Source organism: Streptomyces sp. NBC_01016 (assembly GCF_026341035.1).
Taxonomy (GTDB): domain Bacteria; phylum Actinomycetota; class Actinomycetes; order Streptomycetales; family Streptomycetaceae; genus Streptomyces.
The window spans coordinates 4,514,351-4,532,258 of record NZ_JAPEOQ010000001.1; the positions used below are offsets into that span (position 1 = coordinate 4,514,351).

17 protein-coding genes are annotated in these 17,908 nt (G+C 70.8%); 10 read left to right on the plus strand and 7 right to left on the minus strand.

Annotated features, from left to right (window positions below; genetic code table 11):
* Nucleotides 1-8 precede the first annotated feature (8 nt).
* The 3 genes from OG746_RS20215 to OG746_RS20225 are packed head-to-tail and all read right to left on the minus strand — an operon-like array spanning nt 9 to nt 3,327.
* A complete protein-coding gene (locus OG746_RS20215; RefSeq protein ID WP_266716428.1) occupies nt 9-1,124 on the minus strand; it encodes an NAD(P)/FAD-dependent oxidoreductase in 1,116 nt (371 codons plus the stop codon).
* A 5-nt stretch (nt 1,125-1,129) separates the two neighbouring features.
* A complete protein-coding gene (locus OG746_RS20220) occupies nt 1,130-1,900 on the minus strand; it encodes a FadR/GntR family transcriptional regulator (protein WP_266716430.1) in 771 nt (256 codons plus the stop codon).
* On the minus strand, nt 1,897-3,327 hold the full coding sequence (locus tag OG746_RS20225) for an amidase (RefSeq protein WP_266716432.1): 1,431 nt from the start codon (nt 3,325-3,327) through the stop codon (nt 1,897-1,899). The genes OG746_RS20220 and OG746_RS20225 overlap by 4 nt, the downstream gene beginning before the upstream one ends.
* 152 nt (nt 3,328-3,479) lie before the next feature.
* Here OG746_RS20225 and OG746_RS20230 point away from each other — a divergent pair, with 152 nt between their 5' ends.
* The 8 genes from OG746_RS20230 (at nt 3,480) to OG746_RS20265 (ending at nt 11,822) form a co-directional block, all read left to right on the plus strand.
* Nucleotides 3,480-5,048: an ABC transporter substrate-binding protein gene (locus tag OG746_RS20230; protein ID WP_266716434.1), complete on the plus strand. Its 1,569-nt coding sequence runs from the start codon at nt 3,480-3,482 to the stop codon at nt 5,046-5,048.
* Between the two features lie 16 nt (nt 5,049-5,064).
* The gene (locus tag OG746_RS20235; protein ID WP_266716436.1) at nt 5,065-6,012 is read left to right on the plus strand and encodes an ABC transporter permease; all 948 of its coding nucleotides are present in this window, start codon (nt 5,065-5,067) and stop codon (nt 6,010-6,012) included.
* Nucleotides 6,012-6,881 carry an ABC transporter permease gene (locus tag OG746_RS20240; RefSeq protein WP_266716438.1) on the plus strand — a complete coding sequence of 290 codons (870 nt, stop codon included), beginning with the start codon at nt 6,012-6,014 and terminating at the stop codon, nt 6,879-6,881. Before OG746_RS20235 ends, OG746_RS20240 begins: the two co-directional genes overlap by 1 nt.
* Complete coding sequence (locus OG746_RS20245; protein WP_266716440.1) at nt 6,878-7,912, plus strand: ABC transporter ATP-binding protein; 1,035 nt, start codon at nt 6,878-6,880, stop codon at nt 7,910-7,912. The genes OG746_RS20240 and OG746_RS20245 overlap by 4 nt, the downstream gene beginning before the upstream one ends.
* The gene (locus tag OG746_RS20250; protein WP_524540436.1) at nt 7,905-8,825 is read left to right on the plus strand and encodes an ATP-binding cassette domain-containing protein; all 921 of its coding nucleotides are present in this window, start codon (nt 7,905-7,907) and stop codon (nt 8,823-8,825) included. Before OG746_RS20245 ends, OG746_RS20250 begins: the two co-directional genes overlap by 8 nt.
* A complete protein-coding gene (locus OG746_RS20255; protein ID WP_266716442.1) occupies nt 8,822-10,321 on the plus strand; it encodes an aldehyde dehydrogenase family protein in 1,500 nt (499 codons plus the stop codon). The genes OG746_RS20250 and OG746_RS20255 overlap by 4 nt, the downstream gene beginning before the upstream one ends.
* Before the next feature lie 4 nt (nt 10,322-10,325).
* Nucleotides 10,326-11,120, plus strand: coding sequence for an SDR family NAD(P)-dependent oxidoreductase (locus OG746_RS20260; RefSeq protein ID WP_266716444.1), 795 nt, complete (start codon nt 10,326-10,328; stop codon nt 11,118-11,120).
* 246 nt (nt 11,121-11,366) lie between these two features.
* Nucleotides 11,367-11,822: a nuclear transport factor 2 family protein gene (locus OG746_RS20265; protein ID WP_266716446.1), complete on the plus strand. Its 456-nt coding sequence runs from the start codon at nt 11,367-11,369 to the stop codon at nt 11,820-11,822.
* 88 nt (nt 11,823-11,910) lie between these two features.
* On the opposite strand, the gene OG746_RS20270 is transcribed toward OG746_RS20265, so the two are convergent.
* Nucleotides 11,911-12,993 (minus strand): alpha/beta fold hydrolase, encoded by a 1,083-nt coding sequence (locus tag OG746_RS20270; protein ID WP_266716448.1) that lies wholly within the window; start codon nt 12,991-12,993, stop codon nt 11,911-11,913.
* 138 nt (nt 12,994-13,131) lie between these two features.
* Here OG746_RS20270 and OG746_RS20275 point away from each other — a divergent pair, with 138 nt between their 5' ends.
* Nucleotides 13,132-13,908: a TetR/AcrR family transcriptional regulator gene (locus OG746_RS20275; protein WP_266716449.1), complete on the plus strand. Its 777-nt coding sequence runs from the start codon at nt 13,132-13,134 to the stop codon at nt 13,906-13,908.
* Between the two features lie 99 nt (nt 13,909-14,007).
* Here OG746_RS20275 and OG746_RS20280 read toward each other — a convergent pair whose 3' ends face one another.
* The 3 genes from OG746_RS20280 to OG746_RS20290 all read right to left on the minus strand — a co-directional run bounded on the left by OG746_RS20280 (nt 14,008) and on the right by OG746_RS20290 (nt 16,681).
* Entirely contained in the window at nt 14,008-14,733 is a 726-nt protein-coding gene (locus OG746_RS20280; protein ID WP_266716450.1) for a class I SAM-dependent methyltransferase, read from the minus strand.
* Nucleotides 14,734-14,838: 105 nt separating this feature from the next.
* Entirely contained in the window at nt 14,839-15,804 is a 966-nt protein-coding gene (locus OG746_RS20285) for a threonine/serine dehydratase (RefSeq protein ID WP_266716452.1), read from the minus strand.
* Nucleotides 15,805-15,835: 31 nt separating this feature from the next.
* Nucleotides 15,836-16,681 (minus strand): helix-turn-helix transcriptional regulator, encoded by an 846-nt coding sequence (locus OG746_RS20290; protein ID WP_266716454.1) that lies wholly within the window; start codon nt 16,679-16,681, stop codon nt 15,836-15,838.
* Nucleotides 16,682-16,849: 168 nt separating this feature from the next.
* Here OG746_RS20290 and OG746_RS20295 point away from each other — a divergent pair, with 168 nt between their 5' ends.
* A complete protein-coding gene (locus OG746_RS20295) occupies nt 16,850-17,905 on the plus strand; it encodes an aldo/keto reductase (RefSeq protein ID WP_266716456.1) in 1,056 nt (351 codons plus the stop codon).
* Nucleotides 17,906-17,908 lie beyond the last annotated feature (3 nt).

Genomic DNA, 17,908 nt, shown 5'->3' on the forward strand with positions numbered 1-17,908 from the left:
GGCCCCCCCTATCGGGAGAACCGCTCCGGCCGAAAGCCCGCGAGCAGCGCGTCGTGCCGGCCGCCGACAATCTCCGAGGCGAGCAGTCGCCCGATGACCGGCCCGAGCGTGATGCCGCTGTGGGTGACGGCTTCGTAGTAGCCCGGCACGTCCGAGACGGCCCCTACGGAGGGGAACCCGTCAACGGGAATCGGCCGGTTGACGACCCGTGTCTCCGCGACGCGGCCGCCGGCGAGCTCAGGGACGACGCGCTGTGCGGACGCGTGGAGCAGCCTCCCGAACTCGTCCGGATCTCTGGCGCCCTCCTCCGCATCGATGAGCGCGTCGACCTCCCGGCTGTGCAGCACCACGGACGCGTCCCCATCGGGTCGGATCTCGATGTGCGGCGTGTGCATGGCACGCCGCACCGGCACCTCGGCGCAGTCGACCCGGGCGACGGCACCCGGCTCCCGACGCATCGGCAGGTCCCGCCCGACGAACCCGGCGATTTGAGAGGCATCGGGCCCGGCGGCATTCACGACGACGTCGACATCGACCGCGCTCCCATCACCAAGAACAACCGCCCGAACACCACCATCCGCACCGGTACGAATGTCACGCACGGCGGTGCCGGCCCGAACCTCGGCACCGGCCGCGACGGCCTCCTCGACCAGCCGCCCGACGAGCCGCCGCCCGTGCACCCACCCCTCGTCGGGATAGAACAGCACACGGGCTGCATCGGGAATGCTGACCGCCGGCTCGAACCGCCGCCGCACCTCGGCCCCCGTACACGCCTCGACCCGATACCCCCACCTCCCCAGCAACTCCGCCGTCTCCAGGAGCTTCACCTCCGCCGCGCCCTCGTCCGCCCAGCGCAGATGACCAGTGGGATGCCACCAGGAGCCGGCCCCCAGCACCCCGGCCAACTCCCGGTGCGCCGCAAGCCCGGCGACGTTCAGATCGAAGTAGCCCCTGCTGACGGTCTTGTTACTGGCATTGACCCAGGAAAATGACCAGTTACTGACTCCTTCGCCAGGCTTGTCCGCGTCGACCAGGACGACATGGGCGCCGCGGCGGGCCAGGTTCCAGCCCACGCAGGCACCCACGACGCCCACGCCGATGACTGCGACACGCTCAGGTGACACGGCTCTCAGGCCCCCTCTCCCTCCACCAGCGCCAGCAACGGCCCTCGCTCCTCCTCCGCCACATACCCCGCGTAGTAGTCGTACAACGTTCGGCGGGAGATGCGGGCCGCTGCCAGGCCGTCGCGGGTGCGGAGGGCCTCCAGGACCTCCTCGTGGTGGCGGAGGGAGGTGCGCATCAGGGCTTGGCGGTTGTCCGCGTGGGCCACCTTGTCGGCGATCAGGGTGAGGACCGCCCCGCGGACGACCTGGTTGGAGACCTCTATCAGCGCGTTGCGGCTGGCCCGCGCCACCACCTCGTGGAACGCCACGTCCGCCTTGCTGAACTCCTCGTAGCCCGCGTCGATGGCGTGTGTCATTGCCGTCACCGTCGCCTCCATCGCGGACAGTTCGTCGTCCGTGCGCAGGCGCGCCGCGAGTTGGCTGGCCGAGCCGTCGAGGATCATGCGGAACGAGATCAGCTCGGCCATCGAGATGGTGTCGAAGCGGGCGAGCCGCGTCATCTCCTTGGCCAGGCCCGCCGTGGTGAACGGCAGGATCTCCGGACCGTGCGGATCGCCGTGGCGGGAGCGGATGAGGCCGTTGCTCTCCAGGACGCGCAGCGCCTCGCGCACCGTGGGGCGGCTCGCGCCGAACTGGCTGACCAACTCGCGTTCACTCGGCAGGCGTTGACCCGGTTTCAGGTCGCCGGAGGCAATCGCCTGCTCGATCTGCTCGACGATGCGCTGGTACAGCCGGACCGGCGCGACCTGCTGAAACCGTGCCCCCTCCGGCGTCACGGCGCCTCCCCCTCCAGGGCCAGCGGCGCGTCGTCCGGCCACTGGGGGACCGCCTCGGCCGGCCGGTTCCGCTCGTACCAGGCCGCCGCCTGGAGGACCCCCAGGTCGTCGAAGCGGCGCCCCGAGATCTGTACGCCGATGGGCCGACCGTCCGCCGTGAAGGCGCAGTTGACCGTCGCGGCGGGCTGGCCCGACATGTTGTACGGGGCGGTGAAGCCGATGTGCGACATGGTCTTCCCCGGTTCCATGAACGGCATCGGCTGCTCCGCAGCGAACGCCGCCACGGGCGCCACCGGCGAGAGCACGATGTCGTACGGGAGCGTCGCCGCCACCGTCTGTGCCTGGATCCGCATGATCTGCTGGTAGCAGTGGAGCACCCGGGTGCCGGGCACGTCGGCGCCCTCGCGGCACCAGCCCATGATGTACGGGTGGACGCGCAACGCGGCCTCGGGGGACAGCTTGCGCAGGTCGTTCCAGGAGCGCCCCCGCCAGAACAGGTCCAGGTCGTCCAGGAGTTCCTGGGACATGAACGGCTCCACCGGTTCGACCGTCGCCCCCGCCGAATCGAAGACGCCCGCCGCCCGGCGCACCGCCTCCACCACCTCCGGATCGCGCGGGCCTCCGCAACCCGCGTCCAGGTGCAGGCCCACACGCAGTCCGCGCACGTCCCCACCCGGCCGCGACCAGTCGATGTCCTGCGGCGGCAGGCTCGTCCAGTCCCGCGGATCGGGCCTGCTCAGGACCCTCATGAGCAGGGCCAGATCCGCGACCGTGCGCGCCATGGGACCCGCCACGCGCCCCAAGTACGGGGTGTCCAGGGGGATTCGGCCGTCGCTCGGCTTGAGGGTGGCCAGACCCAGCCACGTACCCGGAAGCCGGATCGACCCGCCGATGTCCGAGCCGACGTGCAGCGGCCCGTACCCGCCCGCGGCCGCCGCGCCCGCCCCGGAGCTCGAACCGCCCGTCGTCCAGGCAGGGTTCCAGGCGCTGCGGGTGATGCCGTGCCGGCTGGAGACGCCGGACGAGAGCATGCCCCAGTCGGGCATCACGGTCGAGCCGAGGACCGATCCGCCCGATTCCAGGACCCGTTCGGTGATCGGCGCATCCCGGTCGGGGACGACCGGCTCCACTCCCGCGTTGCCCGAAGGCATCGGGACGCCTCTGCGGGCGATGTTCTCCTTGAGCGTCACCGGCACACCGTCGATCGGCCCCAGCGGCTCCCCGGCCGCCCAACGGGCCTCGCTCGCCTCCGCCGCCTTGCGGGACTCGGCGGGGTCCCGCACCCAGAACGCGTTCAGCACACCCTCGCGCGCCTCGATCACCGACTGCACGGCGTCGTGCACCTCGACCGGCGACACCGAGCGATCGGCGAAGCGGGCGGTCATCTCGACGGCGGACATGGTGGCCAGGTTCTGTTCGGTGAACATCCGCACCCTCTCCTCTGGACGGGACCCTCTCCCATGGACAGCCATCTCTCCATTGGACAGGCGCCGCCCTCTTGACAGGTACTCCCTCAGTCGTCACGGTACCTGTCAAGTGAGCTTACTGGTCAGGCCAGTTACGGCGGAAGGTGTCGTGCATGAGCAAGGACCGACGATTCGGGCGCCCCGTCCGGACGGCCGCATCCCTGCTGGCCTGCGGCGTCCTGCTCCTGGCCACGGCCTGCTCCGCCGGATCGACCGCCGCCGGATCCCGCCCCGAGGGTCCCGGCGACTCCCTGGCGATCGGCCTCACCGCCGAACCGTCCAACCTCGACTTCACGAAGACCGAAGGCGCCGCCGTGCCGCAGGCGTTGCTCTACAACGTCTACGAGAACCTGGTGAAGCTCGACCAGCGCGGCAGGATCCGGCCCGCGCTCGCCACGTCGTGGGACCTGTCGAAGGACCGCAGGACGTACACCTTCCACCTCACCAAGAACGCGAAGTTCAGCAACGGCGCACCGTTCACCGCCGAGGACGCCAAGTTCTCCATCGAGCGCGTCATCCCCAAGTGGACGGTGGCGCTCAAGGCCCCGATGGGCGTCGTGGACCTCGTACGGGCCGTCTCCCGCGACGAGTTGAAGGTGACCCTGAAGCGGCCGAGCAACGACTGGCTGTACCGGATGACCACCCGCGTGGGCGCGATGTTCAGCCGCATCGGAACCGACAAGCTCGCGACCGATCCCGTCGGCACCGGACCGTACGAAGTGAAGAGATGGAACCGCGGCGACTCGATCACGCTCGCCCGCCGGCCCGGCTACTGGGGGCGCGCCCCGCACTTCGACACGGTCACGCTCAAGTACTTCAAGGACCCGACGGCGATGAACAACGCGCTGCTCACGGGCACCATCGATGTCATCGGCGCGATGCAGTCACCGGACTCCCTCTACCGCTTCGAGAACAACCCCAAGTACCGCGTCATCGAGGGCTCGACCAACGGCGAGGTGATGCTCTCGCTGAACAACGGGTCAGGGCCCATGAAGAGCGGGAAGGCGCGGCAGGCGGTCCGTTACGCCATCGACCACAAGGCCCTCGTGGACACCTGCTGGGGCGGCCGCGGCAAGCTCATCGGGAGCATGGTGCCGCCCACCGACCCGTGGTACCAGGACCTCACCGGCATGTATCCGTACGACCGCGCCAAGGCGAAACGGCTGCTGAAGGAGTCCGGGGAGGCCGGGCGCACGCTGCGGCTGCGGATTCCGACACTGCCGTACGCCGCCGCCTGCGGCACCGTCGTCAAGAGTCAGCTCGAACAGGCCGGATTCAAGGTCGAGTTGGACCAGCTGGAGTTCCCCGCGGCCTGGCTGACGACGGTGTTCAAGAATGCCGACTACGACATGACGATCATGAGCCACATCGAACCCCGTGACATGACCGCCGTGTTCGGCAGCAAGGACTACTACACCCGCTACGACAGCCCCGCGTTCCGCAAGCTCCTTGCGAAGGCGGACGAGGGCAGCCAGAAGGAGCAGATCACCTCGATGCGCGCCGCCGCCCGGACGCTCTCGAAGGACGCCGCCGCCGACTGGCTGTTCCTGCTGCCGAACCTGATGGTGGCGGACGCGGACATCACCGGCCTGCCGGTGAACAGCGTCACCGAATCCCTCGACCTCACCGGCCTGAGCCGGTCCGGCTCGTCCCACCCGGCCGGCTCGGCCGACCGGTCATGAAAGGCGGCCCGAACCGATGATCGTCCGACTGCTGCAGCGGATCGCGATCCTGGTGGCGAGCCTGTTCGTGAGCTCCGTCGTGGTGTTCGCGTTCATGGCGGTGCTGCCGGGCGACCCCGCGCGCGTCGCCCTGGGCGTCAGCGCCTCCGACTCCGCGGTGGCGGGGCTGCGCGAACAGTTCGGCCTCGACCGGCCCCTCGTCGACCAGTACCTCGGCTGGATGCACGACATCGTCACCTTCGACCTCGGCGACTCCTACATCTCCCATACGCCCATCGGGCCGCAGCTCGCCGACCGCCTCCTGGTCACGCTCTGGCTCGTGGGGACGGCCATGGTGATCGCCTGCATCGTGGCGGTGCCGCTGGGCACGCTGATGGCGGTGCGGCACCGCAAGCCGTCGGGACTCGTCCTGTCGGCCGTGTCCCAAGTGGGCGTGGCCGTACCGGCGTTCCTCGCGGGCATCCTCATGATCACCGTGTTCGCGGTGGGGCTCGGGTGGCTGCCGGCGAACGGCTGGACACCACCGGTCGACGATCCGGTGCTCTTCCTCAAACAGCTGCTGATGCCCGCGCTCTCCCTCGGCCTCGTGCAGGCCGCCGTCCTTACCCGCTACGTCCGCAGCTCCGTGCTCGACGTGCTGCGCGAGGACTACCTGCGCACCGCCCGCGCCAAGGGGCTCCGCCCGATGCAGGCCCTCGTGCGGCACGGGCTGCGCAACGCGTCCGTGCCGGTGGTTACCGTCCTGGCGCTGCAACTGGCGACGCTCCTGGTGGGCGCCGTCGTCATCGAGCGGGTCTTCGTCATCCCCGGCCTCGGCAGCCTGCTGCTCGACAGCGTCGCCAACCGGGACCTCATCGTCGTACAGGACGTCGTCATGATCATCGCGGTGGCGGTGCTGCTCGTGAACTTCCTGGTGGACCTGGCCTATCTGGTGATCGATCCTCGACTCAGGGTGCGTGGGTGATGGCTTCAACTACCTCGGACACGACGGCGCCCGCGGTCGTCCGGCGCCGCCGCAGGCCGCTGCCCGGCTCCCTCCTCGTCGGCGGGATCGTCGTCGCGCTGGTGGTCGCCATGGCGCTGCTGTCCTTCGTCTGGACACCGCACGACCCGATCCTGGTGAACCCCGCCGTACGACTCCAACAGCCGTCCGCCGACTACTGGTTCGGCACCGACAAGTTCGGGCGCGACGTCTTCAGCCAGATCCTCATCGGCTCGCGGACCACGCTCTACGTCGGGTTGGTCGCGGTCGGCGTCGCCGCGGTGATCGGTGTGCCGCTCGGCATCCTCGCCGGGATGGGCTCGCGCTGGTTCGGTGAACTCCTCATGCGCGGCAACGACCTGATCCTCGCCTTCCCCGCCCTCCTGCTCGCCATCATGTTCGCCGCCGTCTACGGCGCGGGGACGGTGGTCGCCATGGTCGCCATCGGCATCGCCTCCATCCCCAACTTCGCCCGCCTCATCCGCGGCGGCACCCTCCAGGTCATGGGCACGGAGTACGTGATGGCGGCGCGCTCGGCCGGACGCAGGCCGTTCGCCATCGCGCTGCGGCACGTGCTGCCCAACGTCAGCAGCCTCGTCATCGTGCAGGCCTCGGTCGGCTTCGCCATCGCCGTGCTCGCCGAGGCCGCGCTGTCCTTCCTGGGCTTCGGCACCCCGCCGCCCACCCCGTCCTGGGGCCGGATGCTCCAGGAGAGCCAGGAACTGCTCGGCACCGCGCCCCGGCTCGCCGTCTTCCCCGGCCTCGCGATCGCGGTGGCCGTACTCGGATTCAACCTGCTCGGCGACGGGCTGCGCGACCGCTTCGACCCCAAGGTGGAGGACCACCGATGACTGCCGCAGTGGAGACTCCACCGGACGACGTGCTGAGCGTGACCGGGCTCGGCGTGCGCGCGAGCGACCAACCGCTCGTCGAGGACGTCGACTTCACCATCCGCTCCGGCGAACGCGTCGGCCTGATCGGCGAGTCCGGCTCCGGCAAGTCGCTGACCTCGCTCGGCCTCATGGGCCTGCTCCCGGAAGGGCTGAGCGCCACAGGCTCGGTGCGGCTCGCCGGTGTCGAACACGACCTGATCGGCGCCGACGAGACGCGGATGTCCCGCCTGCGGGGCAAGGACATCGCCATGGTCTTCCAGGAGCCCATGACCGCCCTGAACCCCACGATGCGCGTCGGCCGCCAGATCGCCGAGGTACTCCTCGTCCACCGCACCCGGCCCGACCGCGCCTCCGCCCACGCCGCCGCCGTGGAACTCCTCGACCAGGTGGGCCTTCCCGACCCGGCGGCCGCCGCGCGCGCCTACCCGCACCAGTTCTCCGGCGGCCAGCGCCAGCGCGTCGTCCTGGCCATCGCCCTCGCCAACGACCCCGCGCTGCTGGTCTGCGACGAACCCACCACCGCGCTCGACGTCACCGTGCAGGCGCGCGTCCTCGACCTGATCGTGCGCGGGGTGAAGGAACGTGGTTCGGCGCTCCTGTTCATCACCCACGACCTCGCCGTGGTCGCCACCGCCTGCGAACGCGTCATGGTCATGTACGGCGGCCGGGTGGTCGAATCCGGTCCCGTACGCGAGGTGTTCACGCGCCCGAGGCACCGCTACACGCAGGGCCTGATCGGCGCGTCGGACCTGACGGTCGTCGACGAGCGAGGCCGGCTCGCCACCATCGGCGGTTCGGTGCCGCCCGCCGGCGCCTTCCCGGCCGGATGCGTCTTCCGCAACCGCTGCACGGCGGCCACCGACCGGTGCGCGACCCGCCCCGAGTGGACCTCGACGGGCCCGGACTCCGGGTACGCGTGCTTCCACCCGGTGCCGACGGAGCACGTGGATGCGCACACCCCCGACCACCAGGAGGCCGGCCGTGGCTGAGCAGCAGACCGGTGGAGAGCGGCAGTCCGATGGAGAGGGACAGTCCGGTGGAGAGCAACGGGCCGGTGGGGAGGGCCAGGCCGTGACCGACGCCCTCCGCGTCACCGACGTCACCCGCGACTACCACCGCCCGCGGACCTCCCTGCGCACCCCCGCCCCGCCCGTGCACGCCCTGCGCGGTGTCAGCTTCTCCGTGCCGCAGGGCGGGCGCTTCGGCATCGTGGGGGAGTCGGGGTGCGGCAAGTCGACGCTGCTGCGCATCCTGGCCGGGCTCGACAAGCCGACGAGCGGCACGGTCGAGATCGACGGCCGGGACATCACCCGGCTCCGTGAACGGCAGCTCCGCTTCGTCCGCGGACGCCTCCAACTCGTCTTCCAGGACCCGATGAGCTCGCTCGACCCACGGATGAAGGTGGGTGACATCGTGGCGGAACCGCTCGTCGCGCAGGGCATCGGGAGCCGCAAGGAGCGGGTGGCCGAACTCCTGGAATCCGTGGGCCTGGGCGCGGATGCCGCGCGGCGCTATCCGCACCAGTTCTCCGGCGGCCAGCGCCAGCGCATCTCCATCGCCCGCGCCCTCGCGCCACGGCCGAACATCATCGTGGCGGACGAGCCGGTCAGCGCCCTGGACGTGTCCGTGCGCGCCCAGGTCCTCAACCTCATCGCCGACCTCGTCGACGAGCTGAACCTCACCCTCGTCTTCGTCTCCCACGACCTGTCCGTCATCCGGCACGTGTGCGACCGCGTCGCCGTCATGCAGGCGGGCGAGATCGTCGAGACGGGGCCGACCGAGCAGCTCTACGAGGATCCCCGACACCCCTACACCCGCAGGCTGATCGCCGCCGTGCCCACGCTGCAGAAGGCACTGGCCGGAGTGACGGCGGCCGACCTCAACCAGGAGCACCGCGCGTGAACGCACACCCCGAACCGGCGGCAACAGCAGGCCCGTTGAAGCCGGAGTTCCCCGAGGGCCTGCCCGTCGGAGACACCTGGCTGCCGACCCCCGCGAGCGAGGACGTGCGCTTCCCGTACGACGGGTCGGTCATCGGCCACGCGCCCGTCGGCGACACGGCGCTGGCCCGGCGCGCGCTGGACGAGGCGGTCGCGGTCCGTACCCGGGTCGGCGCGCTCCCCTCGCACATCCGCAGCTCGGCCCTGCAGTCGACGCACGACGCGATCGCCGCCCGCCGCGCCGACTTCGAGCACCTCCTCGTCCTGGAAACGGGAAAACCCCTGGTCGACTGCCGGGTGGAGGTGGACCGTACGCTCCTGACGCTGCGCACGTCCGCCGAGGAAGTGGCCCGGCTGCACGGCGAGACGGTGCCGCTCGACCTGCTGCCCTCCGGCGAGGGACTGCTCGGCTTCTGGACCCGCAAGCCGATCGGCGTCGTGGTCGGCATCGCCGGCTTCAACTACCCGCTCCTCCTCGCCGCGCACAAGCTCGCTCCGTCGGTCGCGGCCGGCTGCCCGGTCATCGCCAAGCCGGCCCCGCAGACGCCGCTGGCCACGCTGTGGCTCGTGCACCTGCTGCGCGAGGCGCTGAGTGGGGCAGGGGCGCCGCGGGCGGCGGTGCAACTGGTGACCGGAGGCCCGGAGGTGGGCGAGACTCTCACCACCGACCGCCGTATCGGTGCGGTGTCCTTCACCGGCTCCGCCGCCGTGGGCCACCGCATCGCCAAGGACGCGGCCCCCACCAAGACGCTCCTCGAACTCGGCTCCAACGCCGCCCTGGTGGTGGCCGCCGACGCCGACCTCGACGCCGCGGCCGACGCCGTCGTCCGGGGCGGCTACTACGCCTCGGGGCAGGCCTGTATCAGCGTGCAGCGGGTCATCGTGGAGGAGGCGGTGCGCGAGGAGTTCGTGACCCGCCTGACGGCCCGCATCCCGGACATCACGACGGGCGACCCACGCGCCCCCGAGACACGTGTCTCGGCCCTCATCGACGAGGGGGCTGCCTCCCGCGTCCGTACGTGGGTGGAAGAAGCGGTGAAGTCGGGCGCGACGCTCGCGGTCGGCGGCGGGGCGGCGGGCGGCGTGCTGGAGCCCACGCTCCTGCTCGACCCGGACCCCGACCTCGCCGTCTGGAGCGAGGAGATCTTCGGCCCGGTGGTGTGCCTCCGCTCGGTCCCGGACATGGACGCGGCGTTCGCCCTGGTCAACGACTCGCGATACGGCCTCCACGCCAGCGTCTACACCGCGTCCCTGGACACCGCGTTCGCCGCGGTGGACCGCCTGGAGGCGGGCGGCGTGGTCGTCAACGAGGTCCCCGGCTTCCGCTCCGACACCATGCCGTACGGCGGCGTGAAGGACTCGGGGGCGGGCCGCGAGGGGCCGCGGTTCGCGATCGACGAACTCACGGTGACCCGCATGGCAGTGATCCGCCCGAGCACGACGAAGAAGGACCGGTGACACGGTGACGACGCAGGAACCCACGCAACCCACGGACTACGCGGCCCTGTTCCGCCTCGACGGACGCAAAGCGGTCGTGGTGGGCGCGGGCGGCGGCATCGGCCGGGAGAGCGCCCTGGCGCTGGCCGCGCACGGCGCGCAGGTGGTGTGCGCGGACCGCGACCTCAAGGCGGCCGAGGAGACGGCGTCGATGGGCACGGGCATGTCGGCGTACGCCCTGGACGTCCTGGACACGGACGCGGTGACGCACGCGGCCGAGGACCTCGACCCGGTCGACATCCTCGTCTTCACCGCCGCGACGAACGTCCGCAAGCGCCTCCTCGACTACACATCCGAGGAGTTCGACCGGGTCGTCTCCCTCAACCTGCGCGCATCCTTCGACCTGGTGCGGGCGTTCGGGCGCGGCATGGCGGAGCGCGGCCGGGGCAGCATCATCGGCTTCAGCTCGATCCGCGCGGTGACGGTGGAGCCGGGCCAGGGCGTGTACGCGGCGACCAAGGCGGGCCTCGTCCAGCTCGCGCGCACGGCGGCGGCCGAACTGGGCCCGGCCGGCGTGCGCGTGAACACCATCGCGCCGGGCGTCGTGTCGACCCCCTTGACCGCACAGATCCGCGCGGTACCGGAGTGGTCCGACGCCTACGCCTCCAAGAGCGCCCTGGGCCGCTGGTCCCGCCCCGACGAACTGGCAGGCGCAGTCGTCTACTTGGCCTCCGACGCATCGTCCTTTGTGACGGGTAGTCAACTCTTCGTGGACGGCGGCTGGACGGCGATCGACGGCCGCTACACGCCGCCCAGCTGATCGGCGCGGGTGCACCGGGGAGGGCACGGTCTCCGGTGCGCCGGTCATTGACCTGGAGCCGGAGCTCTGGCGCGATGGATCGCCAGCCGTGCGGGCCAGGACAGCGCTCCAGGGCCTGTTGCGAGAGCGGATCTCGGTGCTCCATGCCATTACCTGGGAGGTAATGGCACCGCTCTGTAGGCACTGGCGAGAATGGTGATCTCGCCGCGTCAGTCAGACACGGATGTCGGATCGGAGTGATCAGTCGTGTCCATCACCGCACCTGCGACCACCCGCGCTGTGTTGGAGGAGCTGTTGCGCCGGATCGGCGAGGGCGATCCTGAGCGCATTGCCGAGATGTATGCCGAGCGGGGCGACTGGAAGCTGGACTGGCCAGAGGCCGAGTACGGTCGGACTGCCACCCCATGGATCCGCCACCGTTCCACGCGTGCCGATGCCGCCGCTCACTACCGCGAGCTCGCCGAGCACCACGTGCCTGGGGAGGCGGCCACCGAGATCGAGCGCATCCTCATCGACGGCAACGACGCGGTCGTGCTCGGCGAGATCCGTCAGACCGCCCGCTCCACCGGACGTGCCTATCGCGCTCGGTTCGCTTTGCACGTCACTGTCGAAGACGCCCTTGTCACCAGGCACCACGTCTACGAAGACAGCCTTGCCGTCGCCCAGGCATTCGACACGAAGGGGTCAAGTGAGGATCGGTGAGGCATCAGTGAAGTGGTCCGGCGCAGCCGCTCGTTGAGGGCTGCGGTCAGCGCTGCCGCCTCGTCGAGTGCGTGGGGCCGGCTCTGCGTCACGCGCTCTGCCGGGCGCTGGGGAGGGTCGGCAGGACGTGGGTCAGGAGGAAGTCGAGGAAGAGGTCGGGCCGCTTGTAGGCGGCGAAGTGGCCGGTGTCCTCGATCAGGGTGAATTCCTTGACCGGTGCCTGGACGTCGTCGAAGAAGGCGCGGGCGCGTGCCGGTGTGTTCACCAGGTCGCAGGCGCCCTGGACGACGAAGAACGGGACGTCGAACCGGGTGCCGTCCGCCCAGTCGTCGAGAGAGGCGGTGGCGGGCAGTACGGCCGCGGAGGCCATGAAGCTCTTGAAGAAGGTGCCGATCTCGCGCAGGGAGTGCAGCGGCGAGTACCACAGCGACTTCATTACCACGGACTTCATCGCGGCGAAGGTGTGCGGGTCGGTGGCGGAGGCGAAGCGGCTGAAGTGGCTGAACTGCTGGGCGTTCCAGACGCTTTGGTCGGGTCCCATATCGCGTACAGCGGCCAGTTCCTTCTTCTTGCCCGCACGCTCGAGCCGGTCCAGCGCGGCGTAGTAGTCGGAGGTGTCCCGGCCGCCGTCGAAGATCTTCTGGTCGGTCCCGATGTACGCGTCGACCAGGTCGGGGCGGCTGCGCGCGATGCGCATCGCCACGGCGCTGCCGAAGGAGCATCCCAGCAGGACGACCCGTTGCACACCGAGGCGCTCCCTTATGTGCTCCACCACTTCGACCGCGTCCCGCAGCAGCCGCTCGAACGTCATCTCGCCCTGCCCCTTCGCGCCGGAGCGGCGCAGGGTCTTTCCGGTGCCGCGCATGTCCCAGCGCACCAGGGTGACGTGCCGCTCCCAGTCGCGGGAGATATTGGCCAGGATCGAGTTGGACGAGCCGGGACCGCCGTGCAGTTCGACCACGACCGGGTTGGCGCGGTCCTCGCCCCGGACGCAGAGCCACTGGTCGAGTCCGCCGATCCGGGTGAAGTACTGCTCGTCGATGCCCTGGTCGGCGGTGATGCGCAGACGGCGGGCGTTGCCGGAACGGACGATCGCACGGCGTGTGAGGAGACCGGCTACAGGGACGGCGACGGTGACGGCTGCGGCGGCGGGAATGACGATGCCAAGCATGGAGACCTCCAGAAGCTGTGGTTATGGACCCAATAACCGTGTACGTGATACGCCATTCATTGTTGTGTATGTTATACGCAGTTGTTGGGTGGAGGGCAATACCCCAGGGTGTCCGTCCGCGGAAAGGAGGCCGGGGCCGTGCCGGCGAACAAGGAGAACAGTCGGGATCCGGGCGCCAGCCTCGCGCTGCTGTGGGGCGAGGGGGACAGCCGTCCGCGACGGGGCCCGAAACCGAAGTTCACGCCCGCTCAAGTGGCCCTCGGCGGTGTCGAGATCGCCGACGCCGAAGGGCTGGAGTCCCTCTCCATGCAGCGGGTGGCCGAGCTGCTCGGGGTCACCACGATGGCCCTCTACCGTTACGTCCCCGGCAAGCCCGACCTCATCGACCTGATGGTCGACACGGTGCTCAGCGACCCGCCCGACCTCGACCGCGTCCCGGACGGCTGGCGCCCCCGTCTCGAAGCCTGGGCCCGTGCCTGCCGGCACGTCTACCGCGCCCACCCCTGGATCCTGACCGCGACGGGCCTACGGCGCCACGCGATGGGCCCGCACCAGGTGGCCTGGTTGGATGCGGCCCTTGCCGCCCTCGAACCGACAGGGCTCAGTGCCCGCCACCGCCACGACGCCGCCATCCTCGTCCTGAGCCTGGTACGCAACCTCACCCAGGAGGCGCTCGACGCCACCGAGGCGGGCGACGAGGAGTGGAACCGGCTGACCACTCACCAACTCACCGCGCACGCCGACCGGTTCCCCGCCCTCACCCGGGCCGTCGCCGAAGGCGCCTTCACCCCCACCGACGACGACCCCCTCACCTTCGGCCTCACCTGCGTACTCGACGGCATCCAAGGACTCGTGGAGCGTGCCGACCGCGAGCAGCGCCTCGTTCGGCGGACCCCCACACCTCACGAGGATTGACCATCCACACCCCAACGGCCCACTCCCGCAACAGGACCTAGTCGATCCGCTCGAAGGGCTGCTCGCTGTCCTCGTCGCCGGTCCGGGGGCTGTGGACGGCTACGGACGTCGTGCCACGAAGACGAATTCCTTGCCCGGTCGGTCGGGTGCCCCGCGGACGTCCGTCACCAGGTAGCCGCTCGCGAGCAGGTCGCTCTCGACCTCCTCCCGGTCACGGAAGCGCAGCGTCGAGTCCGAGGTCAGGGTCTGTCCGTCCGTGGCGAACACGTAGGTCTGGCGGAAGGTGACCAACGGACCGTCCACCCGGGTCAGTTGAATCCATGTCTCGACCGGCCCGACACCGGGGATGTCGGTCACCTGGTGGGTGCGGTCACGGGTCCACTCCTCCCAGGCGCGGCGGGCCGGGTCGCGGGTCTCGAAGACGAGGTGCCCGCCGGGGCGCAGGGCTTCGTAGGCGCCCTGCAAGGTGCTCTGCCACGCCCGTGGGTCGGCGATCGCCTGGGCGACGTTGGCCGTCATCGTCGCGAGGTCGACCCGGAGCGGCGGGAGGGTCGTGGCGTCGCCGTCGACCCACCGCACCCGCTCGCCGCCGGGCTTGCCGCGGGCCACGTCGAGGGATGCCGGGGCGGGGTCGACCCCGACGACCTCGATGCCGCGGTCCGCCAGGAGAAGCGCGAAGACCCCTGTGCCGCACCCGATGTCCAGCACCCGGCGCGCCTCGCATTCCTTCGCGATCCGGAGGTAGGCGTCGAGGTCGCCGCGGTCCGGGTCGAGGAGGTCGTAGATCGCGGCGAGCCGGGGGTGTCCGAAACATGCGTCAGTCATGCGGTCGACGGTAGGCACGGACGGACTCTTTGTCCCGCCGATGAGCGGGCTCGACCGCACCCGTTGTCCTGTCAGTGAGTGGGCACATCCGCACTCGTTTTCCCGTCAGTGAGTGGGCTCGACCGCACCCGTCAGGTCCGACGGGTCCGTGTTCGCGCCGCACAGCAGCACGGCGACCCGCTCGCCGGGCGCGGGTCGGTAGGCGCCCGAGAGCAGGGCCGCCGCGGCCGCCGCCGTGCCGTGCTCGACGGCCAACCGGTACCGGTCCCAGACCGCACGGCGGGCCCGGACGATGGCCTCGTCGGTCACGAGGACCGGCTCGGCCCCCGTGGCGCGGGCGGCCTCGAAGGCGATGTCGCCGATCCGGCTCGCGCCGAGCGAGTCCGCGGCGACGCCCGAGACGGGCACGGTCACCGGTCCGTCCGCGGCGAGTGCCGCGTGCAGCGTCGGCGCGTTCTCCGGCTCGACGGCGACGACCCTGGCCCGGCCCGCGAGGGCGGTGGCCACCCCCGCCATGAGCCCGCCGCCACCGACGGCCACCAGTACGGTGTCCAGCTCGCCCGCGGTCTGCTCCCACAGTTCGAGGCCGATCGTGCCCTGCCCCGCGCCCACCGCGGGCTGGTCGTAGGCGTGACAGAACAGGGCGCCGGAATCGGCGGCCCGCTTGGTCGCGGCCTCGTAGGCGTCGTTGTACTTCACGCCGACCTGCACCACGTCCGCGCCCAGCTCGCGCAGCTTGGCCACCTTCACGGCGGGCGCCGTCTCGGGCACGAACACCTCGGCGCGGGTGCCCAGTTGGGCGGCGGCGTACGCGAAGGCGAGCCCCGCGTTGCCACCGGAGGCGGCGACCACCCCGGCATCGGTCAACAGGCCCCGGTCCGTCGCGGTGAGCAGATGGTTGAAGGCGCCGCGGGCCTTGAACGAGCCGGTGTGCTGCAACAGTTCGAGCTTGAGCCAGGCCCGCCAGGCCGTCGGCGCGAACTCCTGCGGAGCCACCTCCATGAGCGGGGTGCGCCGCACGCGCCCGCCGATGCGCCGGGCTGCCGACTCGACATCTTCCAGAGTGATCAAAACGTGCCTTTCTGCGAATGCCTGCTGATGTCTACGGAGCCGTGGTCCGCGCGGACAACCGGTCCAGTGCCGACTGGCTGTCCTCGTCCGCCGCGCGGAAGATCAGCAGGCGCTGATCCGGGTCCTGCACGGGCATGAGCACCTCGAACCGCACCGTGATCACACCCACGTCCGGATGCCGCACCGCCTTGTCCCCCCGACCGTTGACCTGGATGTCCCGCTCGGCCCACAGCCGCGCGAACGTCTCGTCCCCGGCGAGGAACTCGGCGATGAGATCGCTCAGCGCCCGGTCCTCCGGATGCGCGGCCCACGCGGAGCGCAGGTGCGCGACCCCCTCCCGCAGAACGCGGTCCCGGTCGACGTAGAACTCGCGGATCCGCGGATGCATCAGGCACAGCCACATCGCGTTGCGGCGCGCAGGCGGCAGGGTGTCGAAGTCCAGGAGCAGGTCCGCCATTTCGCGGTTCCAGGCCAGGATGTCGAACCGGTGGTTCATCAGCATCGCCGGCAGCGGCGACAGGTCGGTGACCAGGCGGGCCAGTGACGGCTCCGCGCTCGCGGACGGCTCGGCGGCGGTGCGGGGGCGCTGCTGGGCCAGGTCGAAGAGGTAGGACCGTTCGACGGGGGACAGGCGCAGCGCGCCGGCGAGCGCCTCCACGACGTCCGCGGAGGGCCGCAGCCCGCGGGCCTGTTCGAGGCGCACGACGTAGTCGACGCTGACCCCGGCCAGCTCGGCGACCTCCTCGCGGCGCAGCCCCGGAGTCCGGCGGGTCCCGCGCCGCGGCGGCATGCCGAGTGCGCGCGGATCCAGCCGCTCGCGTCGGGCACGCAGGAAGGCGGCCAGCTCCTGCGCGGTGTCCACGGTGTGCGTCGTCATGGTCGTTGCAACAACGAGGGTGGGACCGGCGTTCCCAGGATCCGCCTTCCCTTATGCGCGGCCCGCGACGGGCAGAGCCTGGTTCCCGTCAGCAGAACACGAACGCAGCGCAATACGAGCACGGCAGAACGCGTGCACCGCAGCACACGAACACAGGAGAACCACACGATGTCCCTCACCCTCGACACCTACCGGCTGCTCGGCCGCTCCGGCCTCCGGGTCTCCCCGCTGGCGCTCGGCACCGCCACCTTCGGCACCGAATCGGGCTGGGGCGCGGAGCGGGACGAGGCGCGCAAGCTGTTCGACCTGTACGTCGAGCGCGGCGGGAACTTCCTCGACACCGCCGACACCTACAACAACGGCAGCTCCGAGCGCCTGCTGGGCGCCTTCGCCCGCGACCGGCGCGACAGCCTCGTACTGGCGACGAAGTACACGACGCTGCGCACGCCCGGCGACCCGAACTCGGGCGGCGGCCACCGCAAGAACCTGTTCGCCGCGGTGGAGGAGAGTCTGCGCCGCCTCGACACCGACCGTATCGACGTGCTCTACCTCCACGTATGGGACGACACGACGCCGGTCGAGGAGACCCTGCGCGCCCTGGACGACCTGGTCCGGCAGGGCAAGATCCTCTACGTGGCGATCTGCAACGCCCCGGCATGGCAGGTGGCGCGCATGCAGACCATCGCCGAGCTGCGCGGCTGGTCGCCGCTGGTCGCGCTGCAGATCGAGTACAACCTGATCGAGCGCGGCGGGGAGCGCGACCTGATCCCGATGGCACGCGAGCTGGGCCTCGGGGTGATCCCCTACTCGCCCCTCGGCGGCGGCGTGCTCACCGGAAAGTACGGCCGCGACGACCTCCGCCCGGCGGAGGCCGACGGCACCCGCAGGAACTTCAACCTCGCGCTGGGCACCCTCACCGAACGCAATCTCGCCATCGCCGACGCGGTGAAGGAGGTCGCCGGGGACCTGGGCCGCACACCCGCCCAGATCGCCCTCGCCTGGACGCTGCGGAACCCGGGGGTGACGGCACCGATCATCGGCGCCCGTACCCCCGAGCAGCTGAAGGACAATCTGGGGGCCCTGGAGGTCGACCTCACCGACGCCCACCTGTCGCGCCTCGACGAGGCGAGCGCCATCGAACTCGGTTTCCCGCACGACATGCTCGCGAGCGGGCACATCCGGGCGGTGACGAGGGGAGACCTCAAGTTCGACCGGCAGGACTGACGC

Excerpts from the sequence above, each read along its gene's own strand:
- OG746_RS20240 (WP_266716438.1), top strand. The coding sequence starts at position 6,012 with ATGGCTTCAACTACCTCGGACACGACGGCGCCCGCGGTCGTCCGGCGC.
- OG746_RS20290 (WP_266716454.1), bottom strand. The coding sequence starts at position 16,681 with ATGACGACGCACACCGTGGACACCGCGCAGGAGCTGGCCGCCTTCCTG.
- OG746_RS20235 (WP_266716436.1), top strand. The coding sequence starts at position 5,065 with ATGATCGTCCGACTGCTGCAGCGGATCGCGATCCTGGTGGCGAGCCTG.
- OG746_RS20230 (WP_266716434.1), top strand. The coding sequence starts at position 3,480 with ATGAGCAAGGACCGACGATTCGGGCGCCCCGTCCGGACGGCCGCATCC.
- OG746_RS20295 (WP_266716456.1), top strand. The coding sequence starts at position 16,850 with ATGTCCCTCACCCTCGACACCTACCGGCTGCTCGGCCGCTCCGGCCTC.
- OG746_RS20270 (WP_266716448.1), bottom strand. The coding sequence starts at position 12,993 with ATGCTTGGCATCGTCATTCCCGCCGCCGCAGCCGTCACCGTCGCCGTC.
- OG746_RS20280 (WP_266716450.1), bottom strand. The coding sequence starts at position 14,733 with ATGACTGACGCATGTTTCGGACACCCCCGGCTCGCCGCGATCTACGAC.
- OG746_RS20245 (WP_266716440.1), top strand. The coding sequence starts at position 6,878 with ATGACTGCCGCAGTGGAGACTCCACCGGACGACGTGCTGAGCGTGACC.
- OG746_RS20225 (WP_266716432.1), bottom strand. The coding sequence starts at position 3,327 with ATGTTCACCGAACAGAACCTGGCCACCATGTCCGCCGTCGAGATGACC.